Origin of the sequence: Bacteroides sp. HMSC067B03 (assembly GCF_001811315.1) — a bacterium.
Taxonomy (GTDB): Bacteria; Bacteroidota; Bacteroidia; order Bacteroidales; family Bacteroidaceae; genus Bacteroides; species Bacteroides faecis.
The window spans coordinates 81054-96415 of record NZ_KV804471.1 but is presented as its reverse complement, the minus strand read 5'-3'; the positions used below and the strand labels follow the sequence as shown (position 1 = coordinate 96415).

At 47.3% G+C, this 15362-nt stretch carries 13 protein-coding genes and 1 pseudogene; 11 read left to right on the top strand and 3 right to left on the bottom strand.

All coding sequences use genetic code 11. The features are described from left to right. Window positions 1-121: 121 nt before the first annotated feature. From HMPREF2794_RS24355 to HMPREF2794_RS24310, 9 genes and pseudogenes are all read left to right on the top strand, one after another. Window positions 122-433, top strand: a complete 312-nt coding sequence (locus HMPREF2794_RS24355; protein WP_055268894.1) for a hypothetical protein — start codon at window positions 122-124, stop codon at window positions 431-433. A 22-nt stretch (window positions 434-455) separates the two neighbouring features. Continuing rightward, window positions 456-1133, top strand: a complete 678-nt coding sequence (locus HMPREF2794_RS24350) for a DUF3575 domain-containing protein (protein ID WP_010537978.1) — start codon at window positions 456-458, stop codon at window positions 1131-1133. A gap of 12 nt (window positions 1134-1145) precedes the next feature. Next, a complete protein-coding gene (locus HMPREF2794_RS24345) occupies window positions 1146-2027 on the top strand; it encodes a FimB/Mfa2 family fimbrial subunit (RefSeq protein ID WP_055268893.1) in 882 nt (293 codons plus the stop codon). Window positions 2028-2056: 29 nt separating this feature from the next. Beyond that, window positions 2057-3781 (top strand): annotated as a pseudogene (locus HMPREF2794_RS24340) (SUMF1/EgtB/PvdO family nonheme iron enzyme). A 171-nt stretch (window positions 3782-3952) separates the two neighbouring features. Further along, window positions 3953-5758, top strand: a complete 1806-nt coding sequence (locus HMPREF2794_RS24330) for an SUMF1/EgtB/PvdO family nonheme iron enzyme (protein ID WP_055268890.1) — start codon at window positions 3953-3955, stop codon at window positions 5756-5758. Window positions 5759-5859: 101 nt separating this feature from the next. Beyond that, window positions 5860-6813, top strand: a complete 954-nt coding sequence (locus HMPREF2794_RS24325; protein WP_168166630.1) for a fimbrillin family protein — start codon at window positions 5860-5862, stop codon at window positions 6811-6813. Between the two features lie 319 nt (window positions 6814-7132). After that, complete coding sequence (proS, locus tag HMPREF2794_RS24320; protein ID WP_055268888.1) at window positions 7133-8626, top strand: proline--tRNA ligase; 1494 nt, start codon at window positions 7133-7135, stop codon at window positions 8624-8626. A gap of 141 nt (window positions 8627-8767) precedes the next feature. After that, window positions 8768-9445: a response regulator transcription factor gene (locus tag HMPREF2794_RS24315; RefSeq protein ID WP_010537986.1), complete on the top strand. Its 678-nt coding sequence runs from the start codon at window positions 8768-8770 to the stop codon at window positions 9443-9445. Window positions 9446-9469: 24 nt separating this feature from the next. Continuing rightward, window positions 9470-10747: a sensor histidine kinase gene (locus tag HMPREF2794_RS24310; protein ID WP_010537987.1), complete on the top strand. Its 1278-nt coding sequence runs from the start codon at window positions 9470-9472 to the stop codon at window positions 10745-10747. A 177-nt stretch (window positions 10748-10924) separates the two neighbouring features. Here the strand turns inward: HMPREF2794_RS24310 and HMPREF2794_RS24305 are convergent, their stop codons facing one another. From HMPREF2794_RS24305 to HMPREF2794_RS24295, 3 genes are read right to left on the bottom strand one after another with little or no spacing between them, the layout of a single operon-like run. Then, window positions 10925-11881, bottom strand: a complete 957-nt coding sequence (locus tag HMPREF2794_RS24305; RefSeq protein WP_010537988.1) for an ABC transporter permease — start codon at window positions 11879-11881, stop codon at window positions 10925-10927. After that, the gene (locus tag HMPREF2794_RS24300; RefSeq protein ID WP_055268887.1) at window positions 11874-12617 is read right to left on the bottom strand and encodes an ABC transporter ATP-binding protein; all 744 of its coding nucleotides are present in this window, start codon (window positions 12615-12617) and stop codon (window positions 11874-11876) included. Before HMPREF2794_RS24300 ends, HMPREF2794_RS24305 begins: the two co-directional genes overlap by 8 nt. Window positions 12618-12620: 3 nt before the next feature. After that, on the bottom strand, window positions 12621-13772 hold the full coding sequence (locus HMPREF2794_RS24295) for a COG1470 family protein (protein ID WP_010537990.1): 1152 nt from the start codon (window positions 13770-13772) through the stop codon (window positions 12621-12623). 230 nt (window positions 13773-14002) lie between these two features. Here HMPREF2794_RS24295 and HMPREF2794_RS24290 point away from each other — a divergent pair, with 230 nt between their 5' ends. Both HMPREF2794_RS24290 and HMPREF2794_RS24285 read left to right on the top strand, forming a co-directional pair. Beyond that, on the top strand, window positions 14003-14440 hold the full coding sequence (locus HMPREF2794_RS24290; protein ID WP_070752944.1) for a PepSY-like domain-containing protein: 438 nt from the start codon (window positions 14003-14005) through the stop codon (window positions 14438-14440). Window positions 14441-14463: 23 nt separating this feature from the next. Beyond that, the gene (locus HMPREF2794_RS24285; RefSeq protein ID WP_055268886.1) at window positions 14464-15342 is read left to right on the top strand and encodes a PepSY-like domain-containing protein; all 879 of its coding nucleotides are present in this window, start codon (window positions 14464-14466) and stop codon (window positions 15340-15342) included. Window positions 15343-15362 lie beyond the last annotated feature (20 nt).

Here is a 15362-nt window from a genome sequence, read left to right as displayed (position 1 = left end):
TCTATGTCCGAAAGCCCGTAAAACAGCAGAAAATGACAAAACGCCACAAAGTAGGGACAAAATGCAATACTTTTTCGACCGCATTTAACCTAATTTGCAACAAGAAAAAAAGCAGAGCCCCATGAATGATTACATCAACTTTATCTCTCTAGGAATTGCCTTTTGCTCGCTGGTAATTGTGACATCCGTCTTCCTGCATTGCCGGAAGATAGAAAAGAAATGCAATTATTATATGGCGAAAAGTATCCGTGAGCAAGATAGTCTGGTAAAGGAACTGGAACGGATACGTGTAGAAAAAGAAATGATGGAAAAGGTGCTCAAAGCGGAATTGTCGGAAGCCGTGAGAGCTACCATCGAGAACAAAGAGACCGGTGAACGCATGACTGACCCCATGACACACACGCCGCGAATTGATATAACTTATTTTATTTAACACACAACTAATATATGAACCTATGAAACATTTACAAAAAATTCTGTTGGCTCTCCTTGTCTGGGGTATTGCCGCAACCGGAAATTCTTTCGCGCAACTCCCCCGGGGAGTGCCGGATGCGATTGTCTCCTCACCGACAAACGCAGTTACCCCTGATGGAATACTGCCTTCAAAACCTTACTACTTCGCTGTGCGGACGAACATGTTGTATGATGCCATACTGCTGCCTACACTCGGTGTGGAGTGGCGGGTGAACCGCGACATGGGTATCAAGTTAGACGGTAGCTTTGGCTGGTGGGGAAGCAACAGCGATAAGATACAGAAGGTCTGGTTCCTGAACCCGGAAGTGCGTTGGTATCTGCTACGTGATAAACGATTTTATGTGGGCGCATCGGGCAGCTACGGGGAATACAATATATATAAGTATCCCGTGGGAAGCCTCTTCTCGAAGGACACCGGCTATCAGGGCAAACTGTGGGGTGGGGGTGCTACAGTCGGTTATCAACTTCACCTTTCCCATCATTTCTCGATCGATTTCAATATTGGTCTGGGATATACACATTCGGAATATGATAGTTATGGAATGATCGACAGAGTGCGTGTTTTTCAAGATAAAAATAAGGCCAAAAACTTTTGGGGACCCACTCAGATCGGAATTAGCTTTTTGTGGACAATAGTAGGAACCAAACAGAACAAATAAAAAACGATCGATATGAGAACAAAAGCAATTATCCCATTCTTTGGGTGCGCGCTACTGCTGGCAGTAAGTTGCGACGTGAAAGACCCGATCTACAACACACCGCATCCCGACCACGGCACGGTAACCCTTACCGCCGACTGGTCGCGGCGGGGCACGGACATTGACATCCCTGCATCCTACACGGTGCAGGCAGCCGACTACTCGACCACGCTCGACGGCACGACAAACCGCATAGACCACCTGTTCGAACCGGGCACATACCGTTTCTATATCTATAACACGCCGGAGCAGGTTTCGATAAGCGGCACAACCGCTACCGTTGCCGCTGCTTCCGGCAATTGGGACGGCGTGGGCGCGTTCGTGGCTGCCTCTCCCGGCTGGCTGTTCACGTGCGCTATGGATGCGGTAATCGAAAAGGACACCGAGTACGAACTGACCGCCGCCATGCAGCAGCAGGTGAGGCAGCTTACGCTTGTCATCGAACCGACGGGCGGCACAACCGACCGGATAGAAGGCGTTGAAGGTTACTTTTCGGGAGCCGCCGCCACGCTCGACATGGATAACGGCACATACGGCACTCCGTCGAATGTGGCACTGACGTTCACGAAGATCACCTCCGGGGCGGATGCCGGTAAATGGTCGGCAACGATGCGCCTCCTGGGCGTGGCAGGTACGGCGCAGCGGCTGACGGCGCAAATCCGTTTCAGCGGCAACAGCCCGCAGCCCGTGACGCTCACCAGCGACCTCACGACGATGCTCGCCACGTTCAATACTGACAAGACAAAGCCCCTTGCACTGGGCGGAACGGTGGCGGAAACGCCTACGGGCGCAGGATTCTCCGCGACGATAACCGACTGGAAGCAGGTAACGGGTGGTCCTGTAACCGCTGATTAATCATTGAAACAAATTAAAAATCACAGAATATGAAGAACAGATACTCAATCACACGATGGCTGCTCACGGCAGCGGTTCCGGCTTTGCTGCTCACGGCGTGCAGCAAGGACAACGACACCGGGGATTATCCCGGCACCAACGAATCACCCGGCGGAGACATCCGCTTCGAGATCGGTTTCGCCACTCCGGCGGCAACGGCGGGAGCAAACCTACCACAGACACGGGTCACCACCGACAGCCAGTTTAAAAGCACATGGGACGACGGTGACGCCATCGGGATATTCGCTTGCCGGAAGAGCGAAACTTTGTCGGAAACGCCCTCGGGCAATGTACTCAACAACATAAAGCTGACTTACAACAATGCCACTGGCACATGGAGCGGTTCCGCCTACTGGCCCGCGGACGGCAGCCGGATCGACTTCTACGCCTACTATCCCTATCAGGGCGACGGCACGCTCAACCCCGCCGCGATCGCTTTCAGCGTGAAGACCGACCAGCGAGCGGCGGCAGATTACTCCGCCAGCGACCTGCTGACGGCAAAGGCAACGAACGGCAGCGCCGGTTACGGCAAGGGCGAAACCGTTTCCCTCTCGTTCTCTCATCCGTTGGCAATGGTGCAAGTATCACTCGACAGCCAACTCGGGGCGATAGACCCGAACGAAGAGGTTATCGTAACCCTGCGGGACGTAAAAGCCAAAGCCGGACTTAACCTCGGCGCGGTCGATAATGCCACGCCGGGTAGCGGGGTAACGCTTGCCGGAAGCGATAACAACGCCACGGCTATAAAGATGTACCGCGTGGAGCAGCCGACGGACGCTAATTACCGCAGCAGCTTTACTTTCCGAGCTGTTGTTCCGGCGCAGTCGTTGTCTGAGAATGCAAATATCTTCCAGATCGCTAACGGCGACCTGCTATTGAGGAGTTCCGCGCTTACCGATAATATTACCATGACAGGTGGGAAGGCGGAAACGTTTACACAGAAACTGCCCGTATATATTCATCGTGTACGCATTAAAGCTGGTACTTTCCTGATGGGAGATGATGCAGGTAATAGCAATGAAAAGCCTGTACATTCTGTAACACTGGCCAAAGATTTCTATATGGGCAAATATCAGGTCACTCGGGCGCAGTATGCTGCTTTTCTGAATGCCGTGGGAGTAGCAGGAGTAACGATAGATAATTTGGCCAGACATAACGTTTCGGGTTATGGAGAGCAAAATTTGTTCACTGTGAACCAATGGGGCTAGACGCCCCGATACAATACGGAAACCAACCAATGGGAAGCCTCCGGCGACCAGCCGATGATCTATGTCACGTGGTTCGGTGCCAAGGCTTATGCGGATTGGATTGGCGGTAGCTTGCCAACGGAGGCCCAGTGGGAATATGCCTGCCGTGCCGGCACGACAACAGCTTATTCATTTGGCGACAACGAATCACTGCTTGGTGGATATGCATGGTATACTGTCACTTCTACAGGTATCGATGGCCCCAGTCCCGTGGGGAATAAAAAGCCTAATCCTTGGGGCTTGTATGATATGCACGGCAATGTGAATGAGTGGTGTAGCGACTGGTTGGGGGATTACGGTAGCGGTCCGGACACCGACCCTACCGGCGCTGTCTCGGGCCGCGCCCGCGTGCTTCGCGGCGGCTACTGGGGCAATAACGCCCGGTACTGCCGCTCTGCCTATCGCTACTCCGCCGGACCCGACGGCGCCTTCTACAGCGTCGGGTTCCGCGTGGTGGTCGTCCCTTAGTTCATCCGGCCTTGAGCGAAACGAGCCTGCCGTCAAAGCTGCGCGAGGGACGAGCGCGACGTATAAGGCAGGTGAGACAAATAACGATATCGGCTATGCCGGTCAGATTTTCAGGAAAATCCGCGCTGTCTTTTCGGCAGACGAATAATATAAATAATAAATAATGAAAAAATGAGTACACTAAAAAATTTCAGATACGTGGCGCGGACGCTTTCGGGCGGTGCGCTGCTGGCGGGGCTGCTCCTTTCGGGCGGCTGCTCAGAGGACGATGGTTTTGCGGCGGACGACGGCAGCGGCACAGCCGTGAATTTCACGGCGGGAATAGGCGAGGCAACGCCCGCACCCTCTGTGGCAACTATGCCGCAAACCCGTACTGCGACCACCGGCGGTAATAGCTGGGTAAAGGGCGAAGCCGTGGGCATCTTCATGGTCGATCACAGCACCCGGAATATCGTCGATGGAGCAGAAAACCGCCAATACGTCACCACCGCTGCCGGTGCTAACGTCAGCTTCTCTCCCGCCACGCCCGACGACGTAATCTTTTACCCGCAGGACAACGCCCGGGTGGACTTTATTGCCTGTTCCTACGTAACAGGTCTCCAATTCACTGGGGGTATCCATATTAACCTGAGTGAGCAGACCGCCGAGCGTCAAGCCGAGAACGACATACTCTGGGCGAAAGCCGACAAGGGCGGTGCGGGCTACAGCAAGGCCGAAAAAGCCGCCGTCGCCTTCACCTTCCGCCACTGCCTCGCCAAGCTGACCATACAATGCAAGGCAGACGGCAGCGTGGGCACTTTCGACCCTGCCGATATGACGGTCACCATCAAGGATATAAACGTTAAAGCTCTCGTAAATGTCGAAACCGGCTATACAGGAGTCGATAACAATAATCCGACAATAGGCAACATCATCCCCCGCACGTGGGATACCCCTGCCGAAGGCTGCTTTGCCACCTACGACGCCCTCATCCCGCCTGCCACTTACACTGACGGCGAGGTGACGGTAGAATTCAAGATTGGATCGGACATCTACAAGTGGAGCGTCCCGAGCGTTACCTTCGAATCCGGAAAAAATTACATCTACCCGCTAACGATCCGGAAAACGGGCATCGACGCCGGTACGCCCATCATCGCCGATTGGCAGACCAACGACCACGGCACGGGTACGGCGGTGGAGTTGAAGGACTTCGTGAGGATTCCGGCGGGGACTTTCCTGATGGGCAGCCCGGAGGACGAGCCCGGGCGTGATTCGGACGAAAAGCAGCACTGGGTAACTTTGAGTAAGGATTTTTACATGAGCAAATATCAGGTAACGAACGCTCAGTATGCCGCTTTTCTGAATGCGAAGCATGCAGAAGGAGTCTTGGAATACGGTGTGGCCTACCCTTTTAAGGATGCCGCTTACCTCACGGGAAGCACCGGCGAGCCTTTGGTTCGGGATTGCAACAGTATGTCAAAATGGGGAATAACTCGCAACAGTTCCGATGGAACCTGGTCACCGGTTTCCGGTTACGAGAATCATCCCGTGATTTACGTTACCTGGTACGGGGCGAAGGCTTATGCGGATTATTACGGTTACAGCCTTCCGACCGAGGCACAATGGGAGTATGCGTGCCGTGCGGGTACGACTACGGCTTACAGCTATGGCGATACGGCAGACGGGGACTATATGTGGTATACAGAAAACAATGATCCTCGCGGAACTAAGGAGGTAGGTACCAAGCTGCCTAATCCGTGGGGGTTGTACAATATGCACGGCAATGTGAGGGAGTGGTGCTCGGATTGGTATGGCGATTACAACGACTCTTCCGATACCGACCCTACGGGGCCTGCCGCAGGCATTTCCCGCGTGCTTCGCGGCGGCGACTGGGGCTATGACCCCAAAGACTGCGACTGCCGCTCTGCGTTTCGCTTCAAAGGCTATCCCAGCGACGCCGCCTACCTCGTCGGGTTCCGCGTGGTGGTCGTCCCTTAGCTCCGCTGCCCGTAATTTATCGGGGCCTTGAGCGAAACGAGCAACCCGACAACGATAAGAATAAATAAACAGGTTCAAACAAAATAAAAAAAATTATGACTATGAATGTAATGAAAAACTTAATGACAATGTGCGCGCTCGCCAGTGCAGTGTGCCTCGTGTCGTGCAGCAGCGACGACGAAATGAATGTGAATAACGACGGACAAGTACGCTTCACCGCCGCCATCGGCAACGAGGCAGTAGTGGCAACCCCCGGAACCCGCGCCTCGGGCACCACTTGGGGGCCGAACGACGACATCGGTATCTTTATGGTGGACCACGGCACGGAGCACATCGCCGAGATATACTCCAACCGACAGTTCCGCACCACGACCGGTAAAGAAAACTTTTCACCCGTCATAGGTCAGGAAATCTACTATCCGATGGATAACAGCCCGGTGGACTTTATCTCCTACTATCCCTACACGGACGGTGCCGCCCTCGACACACCGTTCCCCGTCACGATAGGAACCGCCCAGACCGATGCCACGCAACCCGCCTTCGACCTGATGTGGGCAAAGGCGAACAACGACAACGGCAAAGGATATAACAAGGTACGAAACGCCACCGTCGCCTTCACCTTCGGCCACTGCCTTTCTAAACTGACGATGAACTGCAAGCTGGATGCCAGCGTGGGAGTCGCCAACCTCGACGGTGCCAAAGTCACCATCCACGGCATGAACACCGTGAGCACCTTCGACCTGAAGACGGGTAAACAGCACGGCACACCGGAAAACCCCGCGGATATTACCCCGCGCAAGCTCGCCACCCCCACCGCAAACTTCGACGCCACCTACGACGCCATCATCCTGCCTGCCGGCTACAGTGCCGGAGCGGTGACGGTAGATTTCGAGATAGGCTCGGATACGTACACCTGGAACGTAGACACTGTAACTTTTGAAGCAGGCAATGAATACATTTATGAGGTAGAGATTACCCGTTCCAACGTGAAGGTTACCGGAACGATTAACCCGTGGAATCCGGTGACTCACCAAGGTCCGGTTTACGCGGAATAATACGTCCGTGCCGTCCTTTCAAGGCACGATAAAAAACAGCTTTTCCGGTGGCATACGGTAACGGAGCCACCGGGACGCTTTTCTCCCTATAATACGAATTAAAAAGATAAAATTTATTAATTAAAACCCGTCAGAAAGGAGGATAACAAAACAGAATGGGCATTTCAGTAATATCTGCTTGCAACTTTCAGATGACACTCTTACCAAGAACTGAATACTCCATATAAAATTAATGCAGGAAGAATAAGCACAGTTCGTTCCTTTTTCGTATTTTTGCACCTTGTTTTAACAATCAAGAAAACTTAAATAGAAAAATATAATGGCAAAAGAACTGAAAGACCTTACCAAACGTAGCGAAAACTACTCGCAGTGGTACAATGATTTGGTGGTAAAAGCTGATTTGGCAGAGCAATCTGCCGTACGCGGATGTATGGTGATTAAGCCTTACGGATACGCAATCTGGGAAAAGATGCAACGTCAACTGGACGATATGTTCAAGGAAACAGGACACGTGAATGCTTACTTCCCGTTATTAATTCCGAAATCATTCCTGAGCCGCGAAGCTGAACATGTAGAAGGCTTTGCTAAAGAATGTGCCGTAGTGACACATTACCGTTTGAAAAACGCAGAAGATGGTTCCGGCGTGGTAGTAGACCCTGCTGCAAAACTGGAAGAGGAACTGATCATTCGTCCAACATCAGAAACAATCATCTGGAATACCTATAAAAACTGGATTCAGTCTTATCGTGACCTGCCTATTCTCTGTAATCAGTGGGCGAACGTATTTCGTTGGGAAATGCGTACCCGTCTTTTCCTGCGTACTGCCGAATTCCTTTGGCAGGAAGGGCATACTGCTCATGCCACTCGCGAAGAAGCAGAGGAAGAAGCTATCAGAATGCTGAACGTTTACGGTGAATTTGCTGAAAAATACATGGCCGTTCCGGTAGTGAAAGGTGTGAAATCGGCTAACGAACGTTTTGCCGGCGCACTTGACACTTATACTATCGAAGCTATGATGCAAGATGGAAAAGCATTGCAAAGTGGTACATCCCACTTCCTTGGACAGAATTTTGCCAAGGCATTTGATGTTCAGTTTGTGAATAAGGAGAATAAGATGGAATATGTATGGGCTACTTCATGGGGTGTTTCTACCCGTCTGATGGGTGCTCTGATTATGACTCACTCTGATGACAACGGTTTGGTATTACCTCCACATCTGGCTCCGATTCAGGTAGTAATCGTTCCTATCTACAAGAATGACGATCAACTGAAACAAATCGACACCAAAGTAGAAGGAATTGTTGCCAAACTGAAAGCATTAGGTATTTCCGTGAAGTATGACAATGCGGATAACAAACGTCCGGGCTTCAAATTTGCTGACTATGAACTGAAAGGTGTTCCAGTTCGCCTGGTGATGGGAGGACGTGACCTCGAGAACAATACAATGGAAGTAATGCGCCGCGATACACTGGAAAAAGAAACAGTTACTTGCGATGGAATCGAAACATACGTCCAGAAACTACTCGAAGAGATTCAGGCAAATATCTACAAGAAAGCATTGGATTATCGCAATTCTAAGATTACTACCGTAGATACTTATGAAGAATTCAAGGAGAAAATAGAAGAAGGCGGTTTCATTCTGGCTCATTGGGACGGAACAACCGAAACAGAAGAAAAAATTAAAGAAGATACGAAAGCAACGATTCGTTGTATTCCTTTCGATTCATACGTTGCAGGAGATAAGGAACCGGGAAAATGTATGGTAACGGGTAAACCATCCGCTTGCCGTGTAGTCTTTGCACGTTCTTATTAAAAAAGACGTTTCTGCTTCATTATAAGCAAGAGTCCGGAATCCGATTTTGAATTTCGGACTCTTTTTTTATCCATTTCAGTTTTATTTCAGAAATATCCCTTTTCTTTGTAACAGATAAAAAAGAAGAAAGGAGAAGATTTTATGAAGATATTAATTGTAGAAGACGAACCCTCTTTAAGAGAACTTATCCAGCGCTCACTTGAAAAAGAGCGTTATGTTGTAGAAACAGCAGGAGACTTCAACAGTGCATTATGTAAAATTGAAGATTACGACTATGATTGTGTCTTACTGGATATTATGCTGCCGGATGGGAGTGGCCTTGAACTTCTCGAACGCCTGAAAGCTCTTCATAAGCGGGAAAATGTGATTATAATTTCCGCCAAAGACTCGTTGGAAGATAAAGTCTTAGGACTGGAACTGGGAGCGGACGACTACCTCCCTAAACCTTTTCATCTGGCCGAACTGAATGCCCGGATCAAAAGTGTCATCCGTCGTAACCAGCACGACGGTGAGATCACCATCCGTCAGGGAAATGTACGGATAGAACCCGACAAATATCGGGTCTTTGTCGACGAACAGGAACTGGAGCTAAACAGAAAAGAATATGATATTCTGCTTTATTTTATAAATCGTCCCGGTCGCCTGGTCAATAAAAGCACACTGGCAGAATCAGTATGGGGAGACCATATTGACCAAGTGGACAACTTTGACTTTATTTATGCGCAAATCAAAAATCTCCGCAAAAAGCTGAAAGATGCAGGAGCCAATATCGAAATCAAAGCTGTCTACGGATTCGGCTATAAAATGATTGTAGAATAATAAAAAAACAAGGAGCTATCATCCATGAAACTAATATATTATATCATTCTTCGTATCACACTGGCTCTGACTCTTATCTTAACTGTCTGGGCAGTCTTCTTCTATGTTACGATGATCGATGAAGTCAATGACGAAGTGGATGATTCATTGGAAGACTATTCGGAAACAATCATTATCCGCGCACTGGCAGGAGAGGAGCTGCCTTCCAAAAACAATGGTTCCAACAATCAGTATTATCTGAAGGAAATAACCGAAGAATGCGCAAAGAGTCAGGAAGATATCCAATATAAAGACTCTATGGTATACATCGTAGAAAAAGAAGAAACAGAGCCGGCACGTATCCTGACCACCATCTTCAAGGATAACGAAGGGCGTTATTATGAACTGACTGTATCTACCCCCAGCATCGAGAAAGACGACTTGAAAAGTGCAATTCAGGTCTGGATTATCTTCCTGTATGTAGCCCTGCTACTTTGCATCATCATTATATCCGTATGGGTATTTTATCGCAATATGCGACCTCTGTACGTACTTCTTCATTGGTTGGACGGCTATCAGACCGGAAAGAAAAACAAACCCTTGAAAAATGATACCCGTATTACAGAATTCCGAAAACTGAATGATGCAGCCGCCCGCTATGTGGACCGAACCGAACAAATGTTCGAGCAACAGAAGCAATTTATCGGAAATGCCTCGCATGAAATCCAGACACCGCTTGCTATCTGCCGTAACCGGCTGGAAATGCTGATGGAAGATGATTCTTTGTCCGAGAACCAGCTTGAGGAGTTGATGAAAACTCATCAGACACTAGAGTATATCACCAAACTGAATAAATCATTATTGCTACTTTCTAAAATAGACAACGGCCAGTTTACTGATACCAAAGATGTAGACTTAAACGTACTCCTTAAGCAATATCTGGAGGATTATAAGGAAGTCTACGACTACAAGAACATAGAAGTAAGCATTACAGAACAGGCAGACTTCCATGTTACAATGAACGAGTCTCTGGCTATTGCCTTGCTGACAAACCTGCTAAAAAATGCATTCGTACATAACGTAGACGGAGGACATATCCGGATCATAATAACCAGACATAGCATCACCTTCCGCAATACCGGAGAAAAACAGCCACTGGATGAGAACCAAATCTTCGAACGTTTCTATCAGGGTCATAAGAAAGAAGGATCTACCGGGTTAGGGTTGGCAATAACCGATTCTATCTGCCGCCTGCAACAGTTGAATCTACGGTATTACTTCGAACAGGGAGAACATTGCTTTGAAATCTCCAGCAAGAACTAAAAAAACAAAAAGCTGGTTTTACTATAACAACTTTTATCGGGTCAGTCCGAACGGAAATGAAGAATGATGAATGATGAATTGGCTGCGCTATCACGCTGCAAAGTAATTCATCATTCATCATTCTTCATTTCTCAAAATTACATCATAAACAGTAATTTAAGTCTGAACTCTTCTATATTATCGTGACCGGATCTCCCTTCTCATAAACATAATATATGAAATGGCAAAGCAGATAACCGTTGCCGCAATCAGCCCTGTAAGCTGCGGCCAGACAACAAGCAGACTCTGTCCCAACGGAAGCGGACTCGGAATAGCTCCTTGTACCTGCTCCATCGTTAGTGGTCCGATACTTCTGACGGAAGGCATCAACAGCGTAGTGGTAGCTTCATTAAACAACTCACTGGGTGCCAGCCGCATCAAACCAAGAATGAATTTCTGATAACTGATAATCTGATAAGGAGATGCCATCTGCGACGGACTTAACCCTTTTGCCACCAGATTCACAATCATCGTATAGAAGACACTGAAAAACAGCCATACAGCTACGGATGCCAGTGCAGAAGTGGCTGCCTGACGGAAACGGAGTGAAAACAAGATGGCCAGGTTCAACCAAAAAGCTACATAGAAGACACTCGTTATGAGAAAGAAAACAATTCTCCAGAATTCTTCCGCTGTAGGAGGAATACCAATGGCAATCAATCCGAATCCCATCACCAGAAAGCCCAGCACAAACAGCATAATACCTATTACAATCAGAGCAGCCACAAACTTCGCATTAATGATGCAATCGCGATGAATAGGCTGAGACAGCATACGGCTCAATGTCCCCTTATTCTGCTCCGAATTGACCGCATCAAATCCCAAAGCAATTCCCAGCAAAGGGCCCAGAAAGTTAATAAACAGCACAAAAGAGGGGAGAGTCCCGTCCGAAGCTGTGAATAACTTCAAAAAGAGGAACGAACTATCCGGATCATTCGGTTTGATAGCCGCACCAATATTAGTAAGCGCCGTATATAGCGATCCCATACAAGTAAGCGCTATGATACCGATCAGAATAAGGAAACGCCAACTTCTGACATGGTCGGACACTTCCTTATGAACGATAACCCAAAAAGGATGATTGACTTTACTCATGTCCTTCTCCTCCTTCCTCAAAATAATGGTTATAAATATCAGACAAATCCTGCTTCTTGTCTTTCAGCTCCGCCATGTCGATCAAAGCAAGTATTTTACCGTTACTGAACAATCCCACTCGGTCGCACACTTTCTGTGCCTGATCCAGATGATGAGAAGAAAACAGTACGGTCAATCCTTCTTCCTTACTCAGCCAGTGGATCAGTTCAATAAATTCCTGAACACCCGCAGGGTCAATTCCCGAAGTCGGTTCATCCAGAATGATGATTTCCGGATTTTTAATAAGCACATCAGCTAGTCCCAGACGTTGTCTCATACCACGGGAATACTTTCCGGTTTTCTTTTTGAGCTGGTCTTCAAGCCCTACACGTCTCATCAGTTCCAGCGCTTTTACTTTCGCCTCCTTATCCGGAATGCCATTCAGCCGTGCTGTATACATCAGGTTCTCCGGCCCGGTCATGTCGTCATAGAATCCTACATCCTCGGGCAAATAGCCGATTTTCTTCTTGACTTCAATAGGATGTGTAGTAGAATTAATCCCACATATCTCGACAACTCCCGATGTAGGTTCCGTCAATCCCAGCATCATCAAAATAGTAGTTGACTTTCCGGCACCGTTCGGACCCAGCAAACCGAATATTTCTCCTTTCCGGATACTCAGGCGAATATGATCTACAGCTGTAAAATTACCGTATTGTTTGGTTAATTCGGTAAGTACGATCACTTGTTCGCCCATGATTTACCTCCTTCCATATTTACGGAACAGATAGTAGACAACACCGATAGTGGCCAGAATAATCAAGACGCCTACCCATCCCCATATCATCGGAGTTTTTACTGCAATTCTGAACTGTGCGTCCGCATTCACTTCCGGAGTCTTGGCCATCATAGTAGTCACATAATCACCCGGGAGCGCTTTTTTAGAGGCCTTCAGGATAGCTACGGCGGTAGCAGTTTCTCCGGCTTTCAGCATTTCTATCTTTGACGGTTCGAAAGTAACATCCCAATCTACCGGCTTATTAGCGGACAGTTGGATGTCTTTTAATAAGGAAGAACCTGTATTTTTAATTTCCAGTTCAATTCTTTTGGTATCACCGGCAGTCACATCGGCACTCAATAACCCTCTCGGAGTGGTCAGTTCCATCTGATATGAACCGGTAACAACTACTTCCAGTTCCAGTTCTGCCGAAGTATTGCCTGTGGCGGCACGTACGGGAATTTTATAGCTGCCTGCTTCTACATTGGCAGGAGGAGTGATATCGATACTTACATTCTGGCTGCTATTGGCTTCTACTTGTGCAGAAGTTGCCTGCTTATAGTTAGGTTTGAAAATGACGTTCCATCCTCTCGGTGCCTTAGCCATCAGTGCATACAGTTGCTGATCGGCAGTCTGATTTTTCAGTGTGGCATTAAAAGTAAAAGTCGATTTGGAGTTCCCCTGCATATTGGGCTGGTCGGTGGTAAATTCCGTCTGATAAGTACCTTGCTGTGCTACAACGACATTCAAGGGGAGTTGTGCTTCTCCGGCAGACACTACAAAATGGTAACTGCCTCTACTTACTTTTAAGGGGACTTCTACCTTTAAGTTAAAGGTCTTCTTTTCTTTAGGGAGTACTGCCAGCTGACTAAGGTTCCAGCCGCCGGATTTCATTTCATGCTTCCAGCTGCTCGACAGGCCACTGACAGAAAGATTGGCATTCATCAACTTGTCTGTGTTGTTAATCAGATCGATGCTGTAGTCAATAGACGCCCCCGGTGAAACGGAGATTTTTGTGTAAGGTGTGTACAAAATCACGCTTTTAGGAATAGAGTCGTTAGCGTGTGTGTTACTCATGGGAAGTATTCCCAGCAAAATGGTTAATAATAAAAAACAATTTGTTCTCATAGTCATACGAAAGTTCTTATGGTTGATTTAATATGAATATTGCCCAATTTGTGCCTGCAAAAATAAGCGATGTATTTATTAGTTGCTGTTAAAAGAAACAAAAGAATATAATAAGAGCAATTTCCTTTATTTTTTTTAGATTTCTCTCAAAATTCCCAAATCTTTTCAGATTCTCCTCTCATCTTTGCATTATAAATTAAATGAAATCAGTAAAACCAATTAAAAAAACAATGATTATGAAAAAGTTAGTATTCTTATTAGTATGCTTGTTCACTCTACAGACAGTAGCACGTGCAGATGATGATAAACCAATTCAGGTAACTCAAATGCCACAATTGGCGCAACAGTTTATCAAACAGCATTTCTCCGACAGTAAAGTGGCATTGGCGAAAATGGAAAGTGATTTCCTTTACAAAAGCTATGAAGTGATTTTCACGAATGGCAATAAAGTAGAATTTGACAAGAAGGGAAACTGGGAAGAAGTAGACTGTAAACATTCCTCCGTATCTGTGCCCATTATCCCTGCCGCCATCCAGAAATATGTAACGACCCATTATCCGGATGCAAAGGTGCTGAAGATAGAACGTGATAAGAAAGATTACGAAGTAAAACTTTCCAACCGTACAGAACTTAAATTTGACCTGAAGTTTAATCTGATTGATATTGATAATTAATCTTCTTAAAATCAACAATAACCATGAAACTGAGAATTTATACATTATTGATAGCATTTTGTGCAGCTTGGAGCCTGCACAGCTGTGACAACGATGACGATGACTCAATTGCTGTTCCTGCCGCATTGCAAGAAGCATTTTCTTCTAAGTACCCCAACGTCAAAAATGTGAAATGGGAAACGAAAGCAGGATATTACGTAGCAGACTTTTATGATGGATATGAGGCATCTGCATGGTTTACTACGGATGGCAACTGGCACATGACGGAAACGGATATTCCGTATACTGCATTGCCTGATCCGGTAAAGAGCGCATTTGAAACCAGTGAATACAAGACATGGAAGAAGGATGATGTGGATAAGCTCGAACGCCAAGGCATCGAAACAGTCTACGTCATCGAAGTGGAAAACCAGAATCAGGAAATCGATTTATATTATTCTGCCGACGGAGTGCTGATTAAAAGCATCGCAGATACAGATGATGAGAACAGCCATCTTCCGACTACTCAACTGTCTGCTGCCATGAAGACTTTTATTGAAGAGAAATATGCAGGGGCCAGAATCGTGGAAGTCGATGTGGAAAATGATAAAAGCGACTGGGATTATGGATTTACAGAAGTTGATATCATCCATTTCGACAGTGACATCAACCGCAATACTTCTAAAGAGGTTCTGTTTGATAAAAATGGAGAATGGTATTCTACCTCATGGGATGTGCGGAAAAACGAACTGCCTGTGGCAGTGACTACTACCATCAGTAACCAGTATGCAGGATATCAGATTGATGATGCGGAATATTTCGAAATGGCAGCAGGAACAGCTTATTATCTGATTGAGCTGGAAGGAAATAACACTCCGGATATAAATATCAAGATAGCCGCAGACGGTACGATTCTTAAATGAGATAAGACACCCTTTTATAC